Here is a 21,641-nt window from a genome sequence, read left to right as displayed (position 1 = left end):
TCGTGAGTCGAACCAGGAGTGCGGTCGTCCTACTGGCCGCGGTGACGCTGCTCGCCCTCGCGGGATGCGGGGGCGGCGGCGACCAATCCGCCGACAACCCCGGCGGAGCGGTGATCCGGACTCCGAAGTCCGACCCGAACGGATTACGCGGAGCGACGCTGGACCGGCCGTATGTGATGCCGGCCAGCTCGCTCACCGATACCGGTGGCAACGAGTTCAACCTGGTCACCTCGACGAAGAAGCCGGTCACGCTGGTGTTCTTCGGTTATACGAACTGCCCGGATGTCTGTAACACCGTGCTGGCGGATATCGCCTCGGCGCTGACGAAACTCGACGATTCGGTGCGGGACCAGGTGCAGATGATCTTCATCACCACCGATCCGGCCCGCGACGACGGTCCGGCCATTCGCAAGTACCTGGACCGTTTCGATCCGTCGTTCGTGGGGCTGACCGGCTCGCTGGACTCGATCAAGGCGATCGCCCAGAAGGTCGGCGTACCGGTCGAGGGCATGAAGAAGCTGCCCTCCGGCGGATATGAGGTCGGCCACGGCGCGCAGACGCTGGGCTTCGGCAAGGACGACAAGGCGTCGGTGCTGTGGCTGTCGAACGCGGCGATCGGCGATCTGTCCCATGACTTCGGGCAACTCGTGGACCGGAATCGATGACTCCCTGGATCTCTACGGTGGCGCGGCTGATCCTCGGTGTGGTGATGCTGGTCGCGGGCGCGTTGAAGATCGGCGACCCGGAACAGAGCCGGCTGGCCGTCGCGGCGTACGAACTGTTGCCCAAGGCCCTCGAACAGCCGATCGGCTGGGGACTGCCGTTCGTCGAGGTCGCGATCGGATTGTTGCTGATCGTCGGTTATGGCACCCGGGTCGCGGCCCTGGTGAGTGCTGTACTGATGGTGGTGTTCATCGCCGCGGTGTCCTCCGCCTGGGCGCGCGGTCTCGCGATCGACTGCGGCTGCTTCGGCGGCGGCGGGCAGGTCGCACCCGGTCAGACGAAGTACCTGCAGGAGATCCTGCGAGACCTCGGTCTGCTCGCGCTGGCGGTGTGGTTGTGGTTCCGCCCGCAGAGCCGATTCTCGCTCGAAACCGTTGAGCCCGCTGTTGGAACGACAGGAGAAGTAACGCCGTGAGCAAGTCCCGCAAAGCTGAAGTGCTGGTCCAGCCGAAGAAGCGGCGGATCACGCCCGGCGTAGTGGTCGTGGTGGTCCTGCTGCTCGTGCTGGCCGGCGGTGTCGGCGTCCAGTACTGGCGCAGCAACTCCGGCGTGACCGTCGAGAACGCGGACGCGCCCGAGCCCGCCATCATCACCGGGCCCGGGACGGACGGTCAGGGCGTCACCTTCGGCAAGGCCGACGCGAAGGCCACGATCGACGTCTACCTGGACTTCCGTTGCCCGCACTGCGAGGAGTTCGAGGCCGAGTCCGGTTCGGCGATCAACTCTCTGGTCGACGAGGGGAAGGTCAAGGCGACGTACTGGCCGATGGACTTCGTGAGCAAGGACAACTCGCCGCGCCTCGCGAACGCCTGGGCCTGCGCCGCGGCGGAGGGTAAGCCGCGCAGCTACAGCGACGCTTTGTTCGGCAGCTTCGAGAAGGCCTGGAGCGAGAAGCAGCTGCTCGCGCTCGGTAAGGCGCTCAAGATCAACACTCCCGAGTTCGAGACCTGCGTGAAGACCAACGGCCAGGCCAAGTGGGTGGAGTCGATCCAGGGTGCGGCCGAGAAGCGTGGTGTCAGTGGCACGCCGACGGTGTTCGTCAACGGGAAGAAGCTGAACGACGACCAGCTCAACCCGCAGGCCATCATGGTGGCTATCGCCGCCGCTGCCTGATCCCGAGTCCCCATCGTGACCACGGGTTTGTGGTCAGGTGGATTCGTGGTCGAGTAGCGTTCCTGCTGCCATGTCTACTCAGCTGACCGCCGTGCTCGTTCCGGCCTTCATTCCCAGTCCAAGCCAAGGCGTGTGGGAGATCGGCCCGCTGCCTCTGCGCGGTTATGCCCTGTGCATCCTGCTCGGCATCTACGTCGGCTACCTGCTCGGCAAACGCCGGTGGGTCGCCCGTGGCGGCAAACCCGAGGTGGCCGGTGACATGGTCATGTGGGCGGTGCCGTTCGGGCTGATCGGCGCGCGGATCTACCACGTGATCACCGACTACCAGCTGTACTTCGGCGAAGGCCGGAACCCGGTCGACGCCCTGAAGATCTGGAACGGCGGCCTCGGCGTCTGGGGTGCGGTCGCCTTCGGAGCGCTCGGTGCCTGGATCGCGTGCCGCCGCCACGGGGTGCCGTTCCTGGTGATGGCCGACGCGTTCGCGCCCGGTATCGCCCTCGCGCAGGCGATCGGCCGCTGGGGCAACTGGTTCAACCAGGAGCTGTTCGGCGGCCCGACCACGCAGCCGTGGGGTCTCGAGATCGACCTGGCCCACCGGCCGGAGGGTTACGAGCAGTTCGCGACGTTCCACCCGACCTTCCTGTACGAATTCCTCTGGAACCTCGGCGTCGTCGCCCTGGTCATCCTGGTCGATCGCCGGTACAAGCTCGGGCATGGTCGAGCCTTCGCGCTGTACGTCGCGGGCTACACGCTCGGCCGCGGCTGGATCGAGTACATGCGAATCGACTCCGTCAACCACGTCTTCGGCCTCCGCCTGAACGTGTGGACGTCGATCATCCTGTTCATCGCCGCCATCGCCTACTTCGTCATCAGCCAACGCCTCCGCCCAGGCCAAGAAGACCTCCAAGCCCTCGGCACCCCGACACCCGACGACGAGCCCGCGGCCGACGCCTCCGCCGAGGCCTCGATCGCGGAGGCGGAGGCCGCCGGGGACCACGAAGAGCGTGACGACGCCGCACCGGCCAAGACGCCTGCCGAGGCCGAGGCGGCGGACGACGTACCAGCCGAGGGTGATGGGGATGTGAAGGCTCCGGGCGATGGGGCTCGTGCCTGACGGGGAGATTGACGGGCACACCCATCGGGACGTCAACGGTGGGTGGCTCCGCCCCGCGGTCTTCGGTGCGATGGACGGGCTGGTCTCGAACTTCGCCCTGATCGCGGGCATGGACGGCGGTACCGACCCGGGCTCGAAGGTCGTCATCCTGGCCGGGCTCGCGGGTCTGGTCGCGGGCGCGTTCTCGATGGCGGCGGGGGAGTACACCTCGGTCGCCAGCCAGCGCGAGCTCGCCCGCGCCGAGATCGAGGTCGAACGCCGCGAGATCCGCCGCCACCCCTCGCTCGAGGAGCAGGAACTCGCCGACACCTACGAAGCGAAGGGCCTCGACCCGACGCTCGCGGGCGAGGTGGCACACCAGTTCCACACCGACCCGGACCAGGCCCTCGAGGAACACGTCCGCGAGGAACTCGGCATCAACCTCAACGACCTCCCGAACCCCGTCGTCGCGGCCGCCTCATCCTTCATCTGCTTCGCCGTAGGCGCCTTCCTGCCCCTACTCCCGTACCTCCTGGGCGCCGGCGACGTAATCCCCGCGATGATCGTCTCCCTCACGGCCCTCTTCGCCTGCGGAGCCCTGGTAAGCCGCGTAACCAGCCGCTCCTGGTGGTACTCCGGCCTCCGCCAGCTGATCCTCGGCGGCGCCGCAGCCGCCATCACCTACGCCGTAGGTGCCCTAGTAGGCACCACCCTCATCTAACCGTTCATCGGGCCCTTGCAACCCGGCGTGTCGCGGTTCATCGGTCCCTTCTGACCAAGGCCGAACTTTTCATTCATTCGTCGGAATCCGCCCTCTTGACCACAGCGGACCGGTGCCGGTCAGCAGACGGGCGAGGGGCGGATTCCGACGAATGAATGAAAAGTTAGGTGCCGCCGGGTGGCGTTGCGGCGAAGGCGTTACTTAGGGTTGCCTGGCCGGTTACTGTGGGGTAGGTCACGGGATGGTTGGCGGTGGGATGTGTGTCCACGGGTTGGGCGTGATGAGGTAATCTCGGTACTCCCGGCTTGGGCCAATGTTGTCCCGCGGCCAGTTGTTGACCGTAGGACGACGGGAGCCCCCTGAATGTTTGGTCCCCTGCCGCGTGAGGGTCTCTACGACGGAAAGCACGAGCACGACGCCTGCGGTGTCGCGTTCGTCGCCACTTTGACCGGCGAGCCCAGCCACGACATCGTCGCGAAGGCGCTCACCGCACTGCGTAATCTCGAGCATCGAGGCGCTTCGGGCGCCGAGCCCGACTCCGGTGACGGTGCGGGCATTCTGCTGCAGATCCCGGATGCGTACTTCCGCAAGGTCTGCGATTTCGAGCTGCCCGCCCAGCGCAGCTACGCCGCCGGTATGGCCTTCCTGCCGCAAGACCCCGAGGACGCCGCCAAGGCTGTCGCCCGGATCGAGCAGCTGGCGAACGAGGAGAACCTGAAGGTCGTCGGCTGGCGCGACGTACCGATCACGCCGGAGCTGCTCGGCAGCACCGCCCGCTCGGTGATGCCGCAGTTCCGCCAGCTGTTCGTGACCGCCGCGTCGGGCCGGGTGCTCGGTACCGCGCTGGAGCGGATGGCGTTCCGGCTGCGGAAGCGGATCGAGCGCGAGACCGGCACGTATTTCCCGTCGCTGTCGAGCCGGACCATCATCTACAAGGGCATGCTCACCACCGACCAGCTGGACAAGTTCTTCCCCGAGCTGACCGATCCCGACCTCGCCTCGGCGATCGGCATCGTGCACTCGCGGTTCTCCACGAACACGTTCCCGTCCTGGCCGCTCGCCCACCCCTACCGGTACATCGCGCACAACGGCGAGATCAACACCGTGCAGGGCAACCGGAACTGGATGCGCGCCCGCGAGGCGCTACTCGCCAGTGAGGTGATCCCGGGCGACCTGGAGCAGGTCTTCCCGATCTGTACGCCGGACGCGTCGGACTCGGCGTCGTTCGACGAGGTGCTGGAGCTGCTGCACCTGGGCGGGCGTTCGCTGCCGCACGCGATGCTGATGATGATCCCGGAGGCCTGGGAGAACGCGGCCACGATGGACCCGAAGCGCCGGGCCTTCTACGAGTTCCACTCCACCCTGATGGAGCCATGGGACGGACCCGCCTCGGTCGTCTTCAGCGACGGCACCCAGGTCGGCGCCGTGCTGGACCGCAACGGCCTCCGCCCGTCCCGCTACTGGGTCACCGACGACGGTCTGGTGGTGCTCGCCTCCGAGGCGGGCGTGCTCGACATCGACCCGGCCAAGGTGGTGCAGAAGGGCCGGCTCGAGCCCGGCAAGATCTTCCTGGTCGACGTCGAGGAGCACCGCGTCGTCACCGATGACGAGGTCAAGTCGTCGCTCGCCGCGCAGCACCCGTACGACGAATGGCTGCACGCCGGCCTGATCCGGTTCGAGGACTTGCACGAGCGCGAGCACGTCGTCCACAGCCACGCGTCGGTCGCCCGCCGCCAGCAGGTCTTCGGGTACACCGAGGAGGAGCTGCGCGTCCTGCTCACGCCGATGGCGAAGCTGGGCACGGAGCCGATCGGCTCGATGGGTACGGACACTCCGATCGCCGTACTGAGCGAGCGGCCGCGACTGCTGTTCGACTACTTCGCGCAGCTGTTCGCGCAGGTCACCAACCCGCCGCTCGACGCGATCCGTGAGGAACTGGTGACCTCGCTGTCCTCGTCGCTCGGCCCCGAGGCGAACCTGCTCAACCCCGGCCCGGCGTCCTGCCGTCAGCTGGTGCTGCCGTTCCCGGTGCTGACCAACGACGAGCTGGCGAAGATCCGGCACATCAACCTGGACGGCGACCTGCCCGGCCTGGCGACGACCGTGCTCCGCGGCCTGTACGAGGTCGAGGGCGGGGGAGACGCGCTCGCGGCCCGGCTGGACGAGATCTGCGTCGAGGCCTCGGCCGCGATCGCCGAGGGCGCGCGCATCATCGTGCTGTCCGACCGGCACGCCACCGCGGAGAAGGCGCCGATCCCGTCGCTGCTGCTCACCGCCGCGGTCCACCACCACCTCGTCCGCGAGAAGACCCGCACCCAGGTCGGCCTGGTCGTCGAGGCGGGTGACGTCCGCGAGGTGCACCACGTCGCGCTTCTGATCGGGTACGGCGCTGCCGCCGTCAACCCGTACCTGGCGCTCGAGTCGGTCGAGGACCTCGCCCGGCGCGGGACGTACCTGCCCGGTATCGAACCCGAGAACGCCGTGAAGAACCTGGTGAAGTCCCTGGGCAAGGGCGTGCTCAAGGTGATGTCCAAGATGGGCGTCTCCACCGTCGCGTCGTACACCGGTGCCCAGATCTTCGAGGCCACTGGTCTGTCCCCGGAGCTCGTCGACCGCTACTTCACCGGTACGTCGTCCAAGCTCGGTGGTGTCGGGCTCGACGTCATCGCCGAAGAGGTCAACCAGCGGCACCTCAAGGCGTACCCGGCCGACGGCATCCTGCCGGCCCACCGGACCCTCGAGATCGGCGGCGAGTACCAGTGGCGCCGCGAGGGCGAGCCGCACCTGTTCGACCCGGAGACGGTCTTCCGGTTGCAGCACTCAACCCGGACCGGGCGCTACGACATCTTCAAGCAGTACACCTCGCGCGTGGACAAGCAGTCCGAGCGGCTGATGACGCTGCGCGGGATGTTCGGCTTCAAGGCGCGGCAGCCGATCCCGATCGAGGAGGTCGAGCCGGTCTCGGAGATCGTCAAGCGATTCTCCACCGGCGCGATGAGCTACGGCTCGATCAGCGCGGAGTCGCACACCACTCTGGCCATCGCGATGAACCGGCTCGGCGCCAAGTCGAACACCGGTGAGGGCGGCGAGGACCCGGACCGCCTGCACGACCCGGAGCGGCGCAGCTCGATCAAGCAGGTCGCGTCCGGCCGGTTCGGCGTCACCTCGGAGTACCTGACGAACTCCGACGACATCCAGATCAAGATGGCCCAGGGCGCGAAGCCCGGCGAAGGTGGTCAGCTGCCGGGGCACAAGGTCTACCCGTGGGTGGCCAAGACGCGGCACTCGACGCCGGGTGTCGGCCTGATCTCGCCGCCGCCGCACCACGACATCTACTCGATTGAGGATCTGGCCCAGCTGATCCACGACCTGAAGAACGCCAACCCGTCGGCCCGCATCCACGTGAAGCTGGTCAGCGAGGTGGGCGTCGGCACGATCGCCGCGGGTGTTTCGAAGGCGCACGCGGACGTCGTACTCATCTCGGGTCATGACGGTGGCACTGGTGCGTCCCCGTTGACGTCGCTTAAGCACGCGGGTGGCCCGTGGGAGCTCGGATTGGCCGAGACCCAGCAGACCCTGCTGCTCAACGGCTTGCGCGACCGGATCGTCGTACAGACCGATGGGCAGTTGAAGACCGGCCGGGACGTCGTCATCGCGGCACTGCTCGGTGCCGAGGAGTACGGCTTCGCGACCGCGCCGCTGGTGGTGTCGGGCTGCATCATGATGCGCGTCTGCCACCTGGACACCTGCCCGGTCGGCGTCGCCACCCAGAACCCGGTGCTGCGCGAGCGCTTCACCGGTAAGCCCGAGTTCGTGGTGAACTTCTTCGAGTTCATCGCCGAAGAGGTCCGCGAGTACCTGGCCGAGCTCGGTTTCCGCACGCTGAACGAGGCGATCGGCCACGCCGAGGTCCTCGACATCACCCGCGCGGTGAACCACTGGAAGGCCGACGGGCTCGACCTGTCGCCGATCCTGCACGTGCCGGACCTGCCCGCGGGCGCGGCGCTGCACCGCACGATCGACCAGGACCACGGTCTCGACAAGGCCCTCGACAACGAGCTGATCCGGATCGCCCAGCCCGCGCTGGAGAACGGCGAACCGGTGCGCGCGCAACTCGCCATCCGGAACGTCAACCGGACCGTCGGCACGATGCTCGGGCACGAGATCACCAAGCGCTACAAGGGCGAAGGCCTGCCGGACGGCACGATCGACCTGACCTTCACCGGTTCGGCCGGCAACTCGTTCGCCGCGTTCGTGCCGAAGGGCGTGACGCTGCGCCTCGAGGGCGACGCGAACGACTACGTCGGCAAGGGTCTGTCCGGCGGCCGGGTGGTGATCCGGCCCGACCGTACGGCGACCTTCACCGCGGCCGACCAGATCATCGCCGGCAACGTGATCGCGTACGGCGCGACCGGTGGCGAGCTGTTCATCAACGGCGGTGCTGGTCAGCGGTTCTGCGTCCGCAACTCGGGCGCGACCGCCGTCGTCGAGTCCGTCGGCGATCACGCCTGCGAGTACATGACGGGTGGACGGGTGGTCGTCATCGGCCGGACCGGGCGCAACTTCGCGGCCGGTATGTCCGGCGGTACGGCGCACGTGCTCGATCTCGACGCGTCCCTGGTCAACCCCGAACTGGTCGATCTGCGCGCGCTGACCGAGGACGAGAGCGAACTGCTGCACGACCTGGTCCGCCGCCACCACGAGGAAACCGGTTCGCCGCGCGCGGCCGAACTGCTCACCGACTGGGCCGCCACCGCGGCCCGGTTCACCACTGTGATGCCCCGCGACTACGCACGGGTGCTCGCCGCCAAAGCCGCAGCGGAGCGGGACGGGCTGGACGAGGCCGCCACCACCAAAGCGATGATGGAGGCCATCTGATGGCTGACCCGAAGGGATTCCTGACCACCCCGCGCGAGGTCGCGGGTCGCCGCCCGGTCGACGAGCGGGTGAACGACTGGAAAGAGGTCTACCCCGGTGGCGCGGGTAAGGCGCTGCTGCCGATCATCGGTAAGCAGGCCGGCCGCTGTATGGACTGCGGTATCCCGTTCTGCCACTCGGGCTGCCCGCTGGGCAACCTGATCCCGGAGTGGAACGACCTGGTCTGGCGCGACGACTGGACCGGCGCGATCGAGCGGTTGCACGCGACGAACAACTTCCCGGAGTTCACCGGGCGGCTCTGCCCGGCGCCGTGCGAACCGGCCTGCGTGCTCGGCATCAACCAGGAGCCGGTCACGATCAAGAACGTCGAGGTCGCGATCATCGACAAGGCCTGGGAAGCCGGGGACGTCCGGCCCCAGCCGCCGGAGTGGCTGACCGGTAAGACCATCGCTGTCGTCGGATCCGGCCCGGCCGGTCTCGCGGTCGCGCAGCAGCTGACGCGGGCGGGTCACACCGTCGCCGTGTACGAGCGGGCTGACGCGCCCGGCGGGTTGCTGCGGTACGGCATTCCCGAGTTCAAGATGGAGAAGATCCAGGTCGAGCGCCGGATCCAGCAGATGAAGGAAGAGGGCACGGTCTTCCGCTCCGGCGTCAACGTCGGCGCGGACGTCACCGGCACCCAGCTCAAGCAGCGGTACGACGCCGTGGTGATCGCCACCGGTGCCACCGCGGCCCGCGATCTGCCGGTACCGGGACGCGAGTTCGGCGGTATCCACCAGGCGATGGAGTTCCTGCCGCAGGCCAACCGGATCGCGCTCGGCGAAACGGTCGACGACCAGATCGTTGCCACCGGCAAGGACGTGATCATCATCGGTGGCGGTGACACCGGCGCGGACTGCCTCGGTACGGCGATCCGCCAGGGTGCCCGGTCGATCACCCAGCTCGAGATCATGCCGCGGCCTTCGGATGAGCGCCCGGCCGGTCAGCCCTGGCCGACGTACCCGATGATCTATCGGGTCGCGTCTGCCCACGAAGAGGGTGGCGAGCGGGTCTACGCGGTGTCGACGAACGAGTTCGTGGCCGATGCCGAGGGCAACGTTTCGGGCCTGAAGCTGGTCGAGGTCGAGCTGGTCGAAGGCCGGTTCACCCCGGTCGAGGGGTCCGAGCGGGAGATCCCGGCCCAACTGGTGCTGCTCGCGATGGGCTTCACCGGGCCGGAGCGCGAGGGCTTCCTGGAGCAGCTCGAGGTCGAACTCGATGAGCGAGGCAACGTCAAGCGCGACAAGGCGTACCAGACCAGCGTTTCCGGCGTTTTCGCCTGCGGTGACGCGGGTCGTGGTCAGTCCCTGATCGTCTGGGCCATCGCCGAAGGACGCTCGTGCGCCGCCGGCGTGGACGCGTTCCTGACCGGTTCGTCGACCCTGCCGACGCCCATCCCGCCGACGGCCCGGCCGCTGGTCGTTTAACGTGCCGGCGGGCCAGTCTTCCCCGGATGGCTGGCCCGCCTCGGTAAGTTAGGACGCATGGCCCGTCGACTGCTGACGAAAGCCCGTCTCAAGGCCGCCGCGCCGTGGGCGGCTTTAGCCCTGCTCTGGTTCGCGGTCTCGGCCTCGGTCGGGCTGATGGGTTTCGCCAATGACAGTGAGCCCGTCACGATCGGGGCGCACACCACACAGGTGTCGCCGACGTTCGACGGCGCCGCCACGATCGACCTCGGCGCCGTACTGCCGCGGATGCGGCTGCGGATGGACCTGCCCCTGGGGATCGGTGTCAACGTCGACGTGCAGGAGACCGACGCGCGCGATTTGAACGATCTGATCACCCGCGACGCCCTGATCGCCAGCCAGCCGGACGGTGAGATCGCCCGGGTCCGCGAGGTGGTCGAGCAGATGGCCGTCGACAACGCGGTCGCCGGCGCCGGCGCGGGTCTGCTCGCGGTGGTCATCGCCAGTACGACGTGGGGCATGCTCGGCGCGCGCCGCCGCCGGGAACTGATCGCGATCATGCATCACGACGAGCACCGGGTCGAACGGCGTGCGCTGGTGCTGCTGATGGCGATGGCAACGACTACGGCCGCGGTCGTCGTACCAGGCCTGATCCGGACGCCGGAGGTCGAGCCGCCGGAGTGGCGCCCGCTCGCCGAACTGTTGCCGGAGGTCCGTTTCGACGAACGCCTGCGCGATGTCGAGGTGGCGACAGGCTTCTCCACCACGGGCGGGATCGGGCTGATCCGGACGGCCGTCGAGACGTACGAGAAGTCCACCCGCTTGTACGGCGACCTCAAGGCGAAGGTGATCCGCTCGGCCGGGCGAATTCGCCAGCCGGGGCCGGACGAGACGGTCGCGCTGCTGGTGTCCGACCGGCACAACAACATCGGGATGGACCCGGTCATCGGTGAAGTGGCCCGGGCCGCGGGGGCGAAGGTGCTGATCGACGCCGGTGACGACACCTCGGCGGGGGAGCGGTGGGAGGCGTTCAGCATCAACTCGCTGGCGCAGCAGTTCCGCGATCTCAAGGTCGTCGCCGTCGCGGGTAACCACGATGCGGGTGGATACGTCACCTCGGCCATGAAGGCGAACGGGTTCACGGTGCTGGAGAGCAAACCGGTCGAGGTCGAGGGCATCCGCTTCCTCGGCGACAGCGATCCGACCCGGACGGGCCTCGGCAGCAATGACACGCCGGGCAAGGAAACGGTGGGTGAACAGAGTGCTCGCCTGGCCGACGTCGCCTGCGAGCAGGACGAGGACCAGCGCATCTCGACGATGGTGGTGCACGACCCGTCGTCCGGGGCCGGGACTGCCGCTCGCGGCTGCGCGACGCTGGTGCTGTCGGGACACCTGCACCGGCAGGTCGGGCCCGAGACCAAGGAGATCGACGGCCTCCAGACCACCACCTACACGAACGGAACCACCGGCGGCGCGGCGTACGCCTTTGCCCTCGGCTACACGTTGCGCAGGCAGGCGCAGGTCACGCTGATCACTTACGAGGAAGGCGAACCGGTCGGCATGCAGCCGGTGACGTTCGAGCTCACGGGCGACGTGACGGTCGGGTCCTACCGCCCGATCGGTACGCTATGACCCGCTGGTAACCAGGGGCGGACCACCGGCGCAGTGGTCTTGTAGGAGTAGGGTTTTGTGACGTGCGTCGCGCAAAGATCGTTTGTACCCTCGGCCCGGCTACTGCCGCCCCCGAGCGTGTCCTGGAACTCGTCCAAGCCGGCATGGACGTCGCTAGGCTGAACCTCAGCCACGGTGCCCACGCTGAGCACGAACGTATCTATCACCGGATCCGAGCCGCAGCGGAGGAGACCGGCAAGAGCGTCGGCATCCTCGTCGACCTGCAAGGCCCGAAGATCCGCCTGGCCGAGTTCGCCGAGGGCAAGGTGACTCTGACCTATGGCGAACGTTTCACCATCACCACCCGTGAAGTCCCCGGTGACGTCACCATCTGCGGTACGACGTACGAGGGGCTGCCGGGTGACGTCAATCCGGGCGATCCGCTGCTGATCGACGACGGCCGGGTGGCACTGGTCGCCGAGGAGGTGACCGAGACCGACGTGATCTGCCGCGTCACCGTCGGCGGGCCGATCTCCAACCACAAGGGCATCAACCTGCCCGGTGTCGCCGTCAGCGTGCCCGCTATGTCCGAGAAGGACATCGAGGACCTGCGCTGGGCGCTGCACCTGCCGGCCGACATGATCGCGCTGTCCTTCGTGCGCGACGGGTCCGACATCCAGCTGGTGCACAAGATCATGGACGAGGAGGGCCTCCGGCTCCCCGTCATCGCCAAGATCGAGAAGCCGCAGGCGGTCGCCAACCTGGACGAGATCATCGAGGCCTTCGACGGCTTCATGGTGGCCCGCGGTGACCTCGGGGTGGAGCTCCCGCTCGAGGACGTACCGCTGGTCCAGAAGCTGATCATCGACCAGGCCCGGCTGAACGCGAAGCCGGTCATCGTCGCCACCCAGATGCTCGAGTCGATGATCTCGGCACCGCGCCCGACCCGGGCCGAGGCGTCCGACGTCGCGAACGCGGTACTCGACGGTGCCGACGCGGTGATGCTGTCCGGTGAGACCAGCGTCGGCCGGTACCCGATCGAGACGGTCAAGACGATGTCCCGGATCGTCGCCTCGACCGAGAAGCACGGCCTCGGCCGGGTCGCCGAGATCGACTGGGAACCGCGCACCAAGGGCGGCGTGATCGCGAAGGCCGCGGCCGACGTCGCCGACGCGATGGAGGCCAAGTACCTGGTGGCGTTCACCCAGAGCGGCGACACCGCGCTCCGGCTGGCCCGCTACCGCACCGAGATCCCGGTGCTCGCGTTCACCCCGGTGCCGGAGGTCCGGAACTGGCTGAGCGTGGTCTGGGGCATCGAGTCCTTCGTCGTCCCGATGGTCAACCACACCGACGACATGGTCCGCCAGGTCGACCACCGCCTGCTCGAGGTCGGCAAGTGCCAGCCCGGCGACCTGGTCGTCGTCGTCGCCGGCAGCCCGCCCGGCATCCCCGGCTCCACCAACGCCCTCCGCATCCACCGCATGGGCGACGCCGTAGCCGGCCTAGCCCCCGGCTACCGCGACTGACGTTCCCCTCTCCGCCCTCTCCTGCTCGATCGGGGAGAGGGCGGATCTACGTCTTGGCCCCAACGATCAGCTCAAGCCGGGCGACCCCATCGCGTTTGGCGACCGACAGGGCGTTGCGCCGCGGCATCCGCCAGGGGATGCCGAGTTGGTCCAGCGCCCATTGGCACAGCGCCATGATGTCGGCCGACTCGTTGGAGAACATGTACCGCACGTACTCATAGCGCCGGATCTCGCCTGCCACCGGGCGGGTGGCCCAGTTCGCCACCCGGCAGCCGTCCGAGTGGAACAACCCACGCACGAACGGCTCGATGCCGCTGGCAACGATCTCCCGCTGCCAGTCCTCCAGCTCGATCGGCCGCAGATGCTTCGGACCCGGCCCGTGCTGCGGGAACAGACACGGCCAGTGCTTCCAACAGGAGACGACCGACGTGTAGCCCACTGCCCGCGCCCGATGCACCGGCCGCCGCGGATGCACGGCCTGGACGGATTCCACCACCTCGTCGATCAGCCGTGGGTACTTGTCATCGCAGGCGATCCGCAAGGCATAGACGCTCTTCTTGCCAAGGGATAGACATCCGTCCCCGAGATAGAGCCCGAGCAAATGCGCGTACGCCGCTCCCGGCAGCGCGGCTCCGTGACACCGCGGGCAATCGTCAACGCCGGCTCGATCTGGCTGGTCGCGCCATGAGCGCAAGGCGGCTCGGCTGATCCCTAACCGGAGACTGATCGAATTGAGGCTCTCGCCGGCCCGCATCGCCGCCCGCGCGACCCGCCGCACCTCTTCGTCGTACACCCCGCGACCCTCGCAGCAAGCGCCGACATTTCCCGCAAATTGTGCCCTGGGTGGGATTCGAACCCACACTGTATGCTGTTTGAGAGCATCATCTCTGCCGTTGGATTACCAGGGCTTACCTTCTGCGAAGGATCCTAACGCATCGCCCAGTGCCCTCGCCAACCGGTTGTACCGAGACAGCCTGCTAAGCCCAAATCCCTTGTGTAGCAGGGATTATCGAAAACTGTCGGTGCTGAGATCCATGATGCCATATGACACACATCCGATCGCAGGAGACGGTTGATTCCGCTCTATGCCTGTCCGACGCCGGCGTGCCAGATGCCGCCAACGCGACCATTCACGGTGTAGCCATCAAGACGATCCGACGTTGGCGCAGGCTCTACCAACGTCAAGGCCTACCGCGTTTCCAGAGCAACCAGCCATCGCCATGTCCTCGGTGTGACGGGGCCGATCTGGACGAGGCTGCCTATGCACATCTGCTCGGCTGGTATCTGGGAGACGGGCACATTGCGGACGCCCGCCGAGGTGTCTACGTGCTGTCCATTGCGAACGATCCGAAGTATCCGCTCTTGAACGAGGAGATCGCCGCGATCATGCGCAGGGTCAAGCCGACCGGGAGTCCCTGTATGCGGAACGGGCCGGCTATTCGGATCGAGGTGCGGTGGAAGCACTGGCCGTGTTTGTTTCCGCAGCATGGGCCCGGGCGTAAGCATCTGCGGAAGATCGAGCTGGTGGACTGGCAGCTGGAGATCGTCAGAAAGTACCCGGAAAGGCTGCTGCGCGGGCTGTTTCATTCGGACGGCTGCCGGTTCACCAACTGGACCGAGAAGCCGATCGGCGGGGTGATCAAGCGGTACGAGTACCAGAGGTACATGTTCTCTAACGAGTCGGAGGACATCATCGGGATTCTGACGGCCGCCCTAGACCAGCTTGGCATCGCCTGGCGTAGGCCGCGACGGAACGCGATCGCGGTCAGCAGGAAGGAGGCGGTGGCGGCGTTGGACGGGTTTGTGGGGGAGAAGGGCTAGTGGTGCACGAGAGGAGAGGGGGCGGTCGATAGGGTGTGGGGGTGACTGGGAAGCGAGTGGTGATCGCCGAGGACGAGGCGCTGATCCGGATGGACCTGGCGGAGATGCTGGCCGAAGAGGGCTATGACGTCGTCGGGCAGGCTGGGGATGGTGAAGAGGCCATTCGGCTGGCTACCGAGCATCGGCCCGATCTGGTGATCCTGGACGTCAAGATGCCGAAGCTGGACGGCATCAGTGCGGCGGAGAAGATCGCGGGGGAGCGGATCGCCCCGGTCTTGATGCTGACGGCGTTCTCGCAGCGGGAGCTGGTCGAGCGGGCCCGGGACGCGGGGGCGATGGCGTACCTGGTGAAACCGTTCTCCAAGGCGGATCTGCTGCCGGCGATCGAGATCGCGGCGTCGCGGTACGTCGAACTGGCCGAGCTGGAGCGTGAGGTCGCCGATCTGGCCGATCGGCTGGAGACGCGCAAGCTGGTGGACCGGGCGAAGAGCGTGCTGCAGACGAAGTTCGGGCTGTCCGAGCCGGACTCGTTCCGCTGGATTCAGAAGACCGCGATGGACAAGCGGGTCTCGATGCGCCAGGTCGCGGAGCTCGTCGTCGACGAGGCAGGCGCCTGACCGGTCTGACTGCGGGGATCTGACCGCAGGGTGTAGCCGTCGGGGCAATTGGCGTCCGGCGGAGTCTGATCGGCCTCCGCGCCGGTCGAGTTGACGTTTTTAAGACATCGATAATCACCCGTATCGCGTGGTATTCGATGCAATCGTCATGCCCGGCAATAACGCCCGATAACCGCCTTTCCGGTGGTGAAATGCCAGCTCAGGCGGGCAGTGGTGACTTTCCTACCTGCCCGATCGGACCAGCCTCAACACCCCGCCGTACGCAAAAGAGCGGCTACGCGACGTGCCCGGTCGGCATGCATTTGCACATTCTTTACATTTCACTCAGCGGTGACTGGAATTAGCCCCAAGCGAGCGATTCGTCGCACTGCGTGATCAACATGAGGGCTGGGACAGGCGCCACATCGCAGCACGCTGCTTACAGCTGTAACGACCTGGCAACACACGCTGCTGGTGGTTCGCCCCCGGTGGCGGATGAGGTCTAACCTGCGGGTGCTCGCGGCATTCGCGGGGGTCCGGGCCATCTGCCCGGGTTATCCAGATATGGGAGGAACAGTGCACCAGCGTTCCGTAGTACGGGTCGGTGCGTCGCTGCTTGTTGCGTCGCTCGCCCTGACGGCTTGCGGCTCCCGCGGCGGTGAGACCGGTGGCGGTACCGACAAGAAGACCGCCACGATCGGCATGATCGTGCCGCTGTCCGGTGACCTGGCCGCACTCGGCCTGGGCATGAGGAACTCCGCCGAGCTGGCCATCAAGCAGGCCAACGAGGCGAACGCGATCCCCGGCTGGACGCTCAAGCTGGACGCCAAGGACGACGAGGCCAAGGGCGACGTCGGCGCCAACGCGGCCACCCTGCTCTCCGGTAACAAGGACGTCGTCGCGGTCATCGGCACCCTGAACTCTGGTGTCTCCGAGAAGGTTCAGCCGATCCTGAGCTCCGCCAAGATCGCGCAGATCTCGCCGGCCAACACGAACCCGTCGCTGACCAAGGGCGCAAAGTGGGCGTCTGACCCGAAGCGGACCTACCCGGGTTACTTCCGCACCTGCACCACGGACGCCATCCAGGGCCCGTTCGCTGCGCGCTACCTGTTCACAACCGCCGGCATCAAGAAGATCGCCACGGTGCACGACAAGAAGACCTACGGCCAGGGCCTGGTCGAGAGCTTCTCCGAGGAGTACAAGAAGCTCGGTGGCCAGATCGCTTTGGCCGAGACGGTCAACCCCGACGACAGCGACTTCTCCGCCGTGATCTCCAAGATCAAGGCGGCCGGCGTGCAGGCTGTCTACGCCGGTGGTGAGTCGCCGGTCACGGGCCCGCTGTCGAACCAGATGAAGACCGCTGGTCTGAAGCTCCCGCTGATGGGTGGCGACGGCATGTTCAACGCGAAGTACCTGGAGCTCGCCGCGAAGAACGCCGAGGGTGACCTGTCGACCTCCGTCGGTGCGCCGCCGGAGACCCTGCCGTCGGCCAAGAAGTACCTCGACGACTACGCCGCGGCCAAGCTCCCGGACCCGTACGAGGCCTACGGTCCCTACGCGTACGACGCCGCGAACGCCATCATCGAGGGTCTGAAGATCTCGCTGAAGGACGCGAAGGACGTCGAGTCGGCGCGTCAGCCCACGATCGACGCGATCGGTGGCGTCAAGTTCGACGGCGCGACCGGTGCGGTGTCGTTCGACCAGTACGGCGACAGCACCGCCAAGGTGCTGACGACGTACCAGGTCAAGGCCGGCAAGTGGGTTGCCGTTGAGACCAAGGACTTCGCCAAGCCGTAAGTAGTCGCAAGAACACCTCATGACTCCGGGGGTGGGAGCCGAGTTCGTGCTCCCACCCCCGCAGCATGCAGGTCGTCCCTCGGAGAGGCCCGAATGGATCAGTTTCTTCAACAAAGCATCAACGGTCTGTCGCTGGGCGCGCTGTACGCGCTCATTGCCGTCGGCTACACCGTTGTGTACGGCATCGTTCAGTTGATCAACTTCGCCCATGGCGAGGTGTTCATGATTGGCGGCTTCGGCTCGCTCACTGTCTGGCTTGCGCTCTTCGAGGGCAATACCGCGGTCTGGGTACTACCGTTCATGCTGGTCGGTGCGGTCGTCGCCTCAGTAGGTATCGCGATCCTGATGGAGCGGTTCGCCTATCGCCCGCTGCGTAACGCACCGCGGCTAGCACCGTTGATCACCGCTATCGGTGTATCGATCTTCTTGCAGGAGTTCGTGCGCCTGTTCTACGACAAGATCCCGGGCTTCCCGAGCGCGAAGGCGAAGATCGCCTATCCGCCGATCGAAACCGTGACTGGCACGCCGTTTCAGGTGGGCGGCGTGAGCATTTCCCGGCCGACGTTGTTCACGTTCGCTGCCTTGGCGGTGTGCGCTGTCCTCCTGTGGTACTTCGTGAACCGCACCAAGCTGGGTCGCGCCATGCAGGCGACCTCGCAGGACCCGGACACGTCTCGCTTGATGGGCATCAACGTGGACCGGATCATCGTGATCGCCTTCGTGATCGGTGCCGCGCTGGCCGCGGTCGCCGGCGTCGCGCACGGTCTGCGCAATACCAATATCGAGTTCAAGATGGGCTTCACCGCTGGTCTGAAGGCCTTCACCGCCGCAGTGCTGGGCGGTATCGGCAACATTCAGGGCGCGGTCGTCGGTGGACTGGTGCTCGGCGTAGCCGAAACCCTGGTCACCGAGTACGTTCCCGGCCAATTCGGCGGTAGTAGTTGGAAGGACGTCTGGGCCTTCGTGATTCTGATCGTCGTCCTGGTCTTCCGGCCGCAGGGCCTGATGGGTGCAAAGGTGGTGGACCGCGCATGACGATCAAGATTCCTGACACCCTGGTGGCTCGCTACTCCGGTGTCGCATTCCCCGCGGTACTGACCGGCGCGGTTCTGCTGATCGTCGGCTCGCTGCTGCCGTGGACGTACGACCGCTCGATCATGGGCGACCTGACGGTCTACTTCTACCCGGCCGGCCCGCAGTGGCTGACGCTGCTCGCGGCGCTGCTCGCGATTTTCCTGATCCTCATTCCGCGGCTGAAGTTCCTGCACGCCCTGGCGGAGTACTTCAACCCGCCGGCCGCACTCAAGGCTCTGAGTACGACGACCCTGATCGCTGTGGTGATCGTGCTCGGCGGCATCGTCCAGCCCCTCGGTGGGCTGGTCAATCTCGATCCAGGTGCCTGGGTCACCCTCGTCGGCGCGCTGGTGCTGTTCCTCGGCAGCCGCGTGCTGGAGGTCCCGGAACCGACCGATGCCAGCGACATACGGCTGGCCGGCTGGGCCGAGATCCTCGTCATCGTGGTGATGATGGCGATCGTGCTGTTCGGTGCGGCGTACGTGCTGGGCATCGATGACTCGTGGTACTTCAGCGGTCTGCTGATCTTCGTCGGCGGTGTGATCCTGGCCGCGTTCCGGTTCGGCTACTTCGGCTGGGTGGCGCATCTGGCCAACCGGAACCGCCGGGTGCTGACGCTGGCGGCCTTCGTGGTCGCGTTCATGTTCCCGTTCACCCAGGGCGGGTCGGACGCGAACATGTCGATCGCGGCGCAGATCCTGATCTTCTCCGCGACGGCCATGGGCCTGAACATCGTGGTCGGTCTGGCCGGTCTGCTCGACCTCGGGTACATCGCGTTCCTCGGGTCGGGCGCCTACGTGGCCGCCGTGTTGTCGAACTCGGCGTTCACGAACATCAACTGGCATCCGCCGTTCATGGTGGTCGTGCTGATCGGTGGCACAGTCGCGGCGATCTTCGGTTTGATCATCGGTACGCCGACACTGCGGGTCTCGGGTGACTACCTGGCGATCGTGACGCTGGGCTTTGGTGAGATCTTCCGGCTGAGTATGAACAACCTCGACGGCTCGAACGGTCCTGACATCACCAACGGTCCGAACGGTATCGCCGCCATCCCGAACCTGAACTTCTTCGGGTTCGACTTCGGCGAGACGCATGAAGTGTTCGGCCTGACGTTGGGCCGCTTCTCGAACTACTACTTCCTGCTGCTGGTGCTGATCGCTTTCGTCATCCTCGTGTTCGCCCGCCTCAACGACAGCCGGATCGGCCGTGGTTGGGTAGCGATCCGCGAGGACGAGAAGGCCGCCGAGGCGATGGGCGTGAACATCTTCGGGCTGAAGGTGCTCGCGTTCGCGATCGGCGCATTCCTGGCCGGTCTGGCCGGCACGATCAAGGCGCACCAGGATGTGTCGGTCACACCCGACCAGTACGTGTTCCTGGAGTCGGCCTTCCTCGTCGCGGCCATCGTGCTGGGTGGTATGGGCACGATCGCGGGTGTGCTGATCGGCGCGACCGTGCTGAAACTGATGCCGGAGAAGCTGCGGTTCTTCGCGGAGAACCGGTTGCTGTTGTTCGGACTGGTGCTGATCCTGATGATGCGGTTCCGGCCGGAGGGTCTGGTGGCGAGCAAACGCAGGCAGCTGGAGTTCCACGCGGAAGACGAGGAACTCGCGGATGTCATTGAGAGCGATCTCCTGGTGGAGGACACGAAATGACCATCACGGACGAGCTGTCGACGGCCTCCCTGCCGCAGGGTGAACCCCTGCTGGAGGCCTCCGGAGTGACCATGCGATTCGGTGGTCTGCTCGCGGTGAACAACGTCAACCTGTCGGTGCATCAGGGCGAGATCCTCGGTCTGATCGGTCCGAACGGTGCCGGTAAGACGACGTTCTTCAACTGCCTGACCGGCCTGTACAAGCCGACCGGCGGTCAGGTCCGGTTCGCCGGCCAGCCGCTGGCGCCGAAGCCGCGCGCGGTGGTTCGCGCCGGGATGGCCCGGACGTTCCAGAACATCCGGCTGTTCGGCAACATGAGCGCGCTGGAGAACGTGATGGTCGGGCGTTACTGCCGGACCACCTCGGGCGCGATCACGTCGATCCTGCGTGGCCCGAAGTACCGCCGCGAGGAGAACGAGACCCGGGAGAAGGCTCAGGAGCTGCTGGACTTCGTCGGTCTCGGCAGGGTTTCGGAGCATCTCGCCCGCAACCTGCCGTACGGCGATCAGCGGCGCCTCGAGATCGCCCGGGCCCTCGCGACCGACCCGAAGCTCATCCTGCTGGACGAGCCCACGGCCGGTATGAACCCGCAGGAGACCCGGCAGGCCAGTGACCTGATCTTCAAGATCCGGGACTCGGGTCTGTCGGTCGTGGTGATCGAGCACGACATGCGCTTCATCTTCAACCTGTGCGACCGGGTGCTCTGCCTGGTCCGGGGCGAGGCCCTGATCGAGGGCACCCCGACCGAGGTGCAGTCGGACCCGCGGGTGATCGAGGCGTATATCGGTACCGGCGCCGAGGACGAAGACGACGAGCGGCCGCAGGATGGGGAGGCGTAATGACCGCGATGCTCGAGGTCAAGGACCTGGAAGTCGCCTACGGCAAGATCGTGGCGGTCAAGAAGATCAGCTTCTCCGTCGACCAAGGTCAGGTCGTCACGCTGATCGGTACGAACGGTGCCGGTAAGACGACCACCCTGCGCACGATCTCGGGTCTGCTCCGGCCGACCCACGGTGAGATCTGGTTCCAGGGTGAGCGAATCGACCAGATGCCGGCGCACGAGATCGTCAAGAGGGGGCTCGCGCACTCACCCGAAGGGCGCAAGATCTTCCCCAAGCTGACGGTCGAGGAGAACCTGCTGCTCGGTGCGTTCGCGCGCAACGACGCAGGGATCAGGGCCGACCTGGATGCGGCGTACGATCTCTTCCCGATTCTGGGGGAGCGGCGCAAGCAGCCGGCCGGTACCTTCTCCGGTGGTGAGCAGCAGATGCTCGCGATGGGCCGCGCGATGATGAGCAAGCCCAAGCTGCTGATGCTGGACGAGCCGTCGATGGGTCTGTCGCCGATCATGATGAAGCTCATCATGTCCACGGTGACCGAGCTGCAGGCGCAGGGTACGACGATCCTGCTGGTCGAGCAGAACGCGCAGGCCGCGCTGAAGCTGGCCGACCACGGGTACGTGCTGGAGGTCGGCAGGATCGTGGTGAAGGGTTCTGGTCCGGAACTGCTGGTCAACGACCAGGTCCGCAAGGCGTACCTCGGCGAAGACTGACCAGCTATACCAAAGGAAACCCCGGCTGCCTGTTGGCGG

Annotated in this window: 17 protein-coding genes and 1 tRNA gene; 16 read left to right on the top strand and 2 right to left on the bottom strand. The window is 66.6% G+C overall.

Translation table 11 applies throughout. The annotated features are described in order from the left end of the window. Positions 1 to 2: 2 nt before the first annotated feature. The 9 genes from OG394_RS09885 to pyk all read left to right on the top strand — a co-directional run bounded on the left by OG394_RS09885 (position 3) and on the right by pyk (position 13,110). On the top strand, positions 3 to 665 hold the full coding sequence (locus OG394_RS09885) for an SCO family protein (RefSeq protein WP_328994807.1): 663 nt from the start codon (positions 3 to 5) through the stop codon (positions 663 to 665). After that, complete coding sequence (locus OG394_RS09880; RefSeq protein ID WP_328994806.1) at positions 662 to 1,138, top strand: MauE/DoxX family redox-associated membrane protein; 477 nt, start codon at positions 662 to 664, stop codon at positions 1,136 to 1,138. Before OG394_RS09885 ends, OG394_RS09880 begins: the two co-directional genes overlap by 4 nt. Then, positions 1,135 to 1,836, top strand: a complete 702-nt coding sequence (locus tag OG394_RS09875; protein ID WP_328994805.1) for a DsbA family protein — start codon at positions 1,135 to 1,137, stop codon at positions 1,834 to 1,836. The genes OG394_RS09880 and OG394_RS09875 overlap by 4 nt, the downstream gene beginning before the upstream one ends. Positions 1,837 to 1,906: 70 nt before the next feature. Continuing rightward, a complete protein-coding gene (gene lgt, locus OG394_RS09870; protein ID WP_328994804.1) occupies positions 1,907 to 2,950 on the top strand; it encodes a prolipoprotein diacylglyceryl transferase in 1,044 nt (347 codons plus the stop codon). Further along, entirely contained in the window at positions 2,934 to 3,650 is a 717-nt protein-coding gene (locus OG394_RS09865) for a VIT1/CCC1 transporter family protein (protein WP_328994802.1), read from the top strand. The genes lgt and OG394_RS09865 overlap by 17 nt, the downstream gene beginning before the upstream one ends. A gap of 363 nt (positions 3,651 to 4,013) precedes the next feature. Then, complete coding sequence (gltB, locus tag OG394_RS09860; RefSeq protein WP_328994801.1) at positions 4,014 to 8,528, top strand: glutamate synthase large subunit; 4,515 nt, start codon at positions 4,014 to 4,016, stop codon at positions 8,526 to 8,528. Next, entirely contained in the window at positions 8,528 to 9,994 is a 1,467-nt protein-coding gene (locus tag OG394_RS09855; RefSeq protein ID WP_328994800.1) for a glutamate synthase subunit beta, read from the top strand. Before gltB ends, OG394_RS09855 begins: the two co-directional genes overlap by 1 nt. Positions 9,995 to 10,051: 57 nt before the next feature. Beyond that, complete coding sequence (locus OG394_RS09850; RefSeq protein ID WP_328994799.1) at positions 10,052 to 11,605, top strand: metallophosphoesterase family protein; 1,554 nt, start codon at positions 10,052 to 10,054, stop codon at positions 11,603 to 11,605. Between the two features lie 62 nt (positions 11,606 to 11,667). Beyond that, positions 11,668 to 13,110 carry a pyruvate kinase gene (pyk, locus tag OG394_RS09845; RefSeq protein ID WP_328994798.1) on the top strand — a complete coding sequence of 481 codons (1,443 nt, stop codon included), beginning with the start codon at positions 11,668 to 11,670 and terminating at the stop codon, positions 13,108 to 13,110. A gap of 46 nt (positions 13,111 to 13,156) precedes the next feature. Here pyk and OG394_RS09840 read toward each other — a convergent pair whose 3' ends face one another. Beyond that, the gene (locus OG394_RS09840; RefSeq protein WP_328994797.1) at positions 13,157 to 13,903 is read right to left on the bottom strand and encodes a transcriptional regulator; all 747 of its coding nucleotides are present in this window, start codon (positions 13,901 to 13,903) and stop codon (positions 13,157 to 13,159) included. Positions 13,904 to 13,945: 42 nt separating this feature from the next. Then, positions 13,946 to 14,018 (bottom strand) — tRNA-Leu (locus tag OG394_RS09835). A gap of 418 nt (positions 14,019 to 14,436) precedes the next feature. Between OG394_RS09835 and OG394_RS09830 the strand changes: the two genes are divergently transcribed. From OG394_RS09830 to OG394_RS09800, 7 genes are all read left to right on the top strand, one after another. Further along, entirely contained in the window at positions 14,437 to 14,931 is a 495-nt protein-coding gene (locus tag OG394_RS09830; RefSeq protein WP_328994796.1) for a hypothetical protein, read from the top strand. Between the two features lie 41 nt (positions 14,932 to 14,972). Then, the gene (locus OG394_RS09825) at positions 14,973 to 15,548 is read left to right on the top strand and encodes an ANTAR domain-containing response regulator (protein ID WP_328994795.1); all 576 of its coding nucleotides are present in this window, start codon (positions 14,973 to 14,975) and stop codon (positions 15,546 to 15,548) included. A gap of 555 nt (positions 15,549 to 16,103) precedes the next feature. Next, complete coding sequence (locus OG394_RS09820) at positions 16,104 to 17,324, top strand: branched-chain amino acid ABC transporter substrate-binding protein (RefSeq protein ID WP_328994794.1); 1,221 nt, start codon at positions 16,104 to 16,106, stop codon at positions 17,322 to 17,324. 93 nt (positions 17,325 to 17,417) lie between these two features. Then, a complete protein-coding gene (locus OG394_RS09815) occupies positions 17,418 to 18,359 on the top strand; it encodes a branched-chain amino acid ABC transporter permease (RefSeq protein ID WP_328994793.1) in 942 nt (313 codons plus the stop codon). Next, positions 18,356 to 20,050 (top strand): branched-chain amino acid ABC transporter permease, encoded by a 1,695-nt coding sequence (locus tag OG394_RS09810; protein ID WP_328994792.1) that lies wholly within the window; start codon positions 18,356 to 18,358, stop codon positions 20,048 to 20,050. Before OG394_RS09815 ends, OG394_RS09810 begins: the two co-directional genes overlap by 4 nt. Continuing rightward, entirely contained in the window at positions 20,047 to 20,889 is an 843-nt protein-coding gene (locus OG394_RS09805; protein ID WP_328994791.1) for an ABC transporter ATP-binding protein, read from the top strand. The genes OG394_RS09810 and OG394_RS09805 overlap by 4 nt, the downstream gene beginning before the upstream one ends. Further along, on the top strand, positions 20,889 to 21,602 hold the full coding sequence (locus OG394_RS09800) for an ABC transporter ATP-binding protein (RefSeq protein ID WP_328994789.1): 714 nt from the start codon (positions 20,889 to 20,891) through the stop codon (positions 21,600 to 21,602). The genes OG394_RS09805 and OG394_RS09800 overlap by 1 nt, the downstream gene beginning before the upstream one ends. Positions 21,603 to 21,641 lie beyond the last annotated feature (39 nt).

This window comes from Kribbella sp. NBC_01245 (assembly GCF_036226525.1).
Classification (GTDB): Bacteria; Actinomycetota; Actinomycetes; order Propionibacteriales; family Kribbellaceae; genus Kribbella.
The sequence above is the reverse complement of the archived record's forward strand: the minus strand, read 5'-3'. Positions and strand labels throughout refer to the sequence as shown.

Bases quoted from the DNA above. Each gene is read 5' to 3' on its own strand.
- OG394_RS09805 (WP_328994791.1), top strand. From the start codon at position 20,047: ATGACCATCACGGACGAGCTGTCGACGGCCTCCCTGCCGCAGGGTGAA.
- OG394_RS09815 (WP_328994793.1), top strand. From the start codon at position 17,418: ATGGATCAGTTTCTTCAACAAAGCATCAACGGTCTGTCGCTGGGCGCG.
- OG394_RS09800 (WP_328994789.1), top strand. From the start codon at position 20,889: ATGACCGCGATGCTCGAGGTCAAGGACCTGGAAGTCGCCTACGGCAAG.
- OG394_RS09865 (WP_328994802.1), top strand. From the start codon at position 2,934: ATGGGGCTCGTGCCTGACGGGGAGATTGACGGGCACACCCATCGGGAC.
- OG394_RS09810 (WP_328994792.1), top strand. From the start codon at position 18,356: ATGACGATCAAGATTCCTGACACCCTGGTGGCTCGCTACTCCGGTGTC.
- OG394_RS09850 (WP_328994799.1), top strand. From the start codon at position 10,052: ATGGCCCGTCGACTGCTGACGAAAGCCCGTCTCAAGGCCGCCGCGCCG.
- OG394_RS09880 (WP_328994806.1), top strand. From the start codon at position 662: ATGACTCCCTGGATCTCTACGGTGGCGCGGCTGATCCTCGGTGTGGTG.
- lgt (WP_328994804.1), top strand. From the start codon at position 1,907: ATGTCTACTCAGCTGACCGCCGTGCTCGTTCCGGCCTTCATTCCCAGT.
- OG394_RS09855 (WP_328994800.1), top strand. From the start codon at position 8,528: ATGGCTGACCCGAAGGGATTCCTGACCACCCCGCGCGAGGTCGCGGGT.
- gltB (WP_328994801.1), top strand. From the start codon at position 4,014: ATGTTTGGTCCCCTGCCGCGTGAGGGTCTCTACGACGGAAAGCACGAG.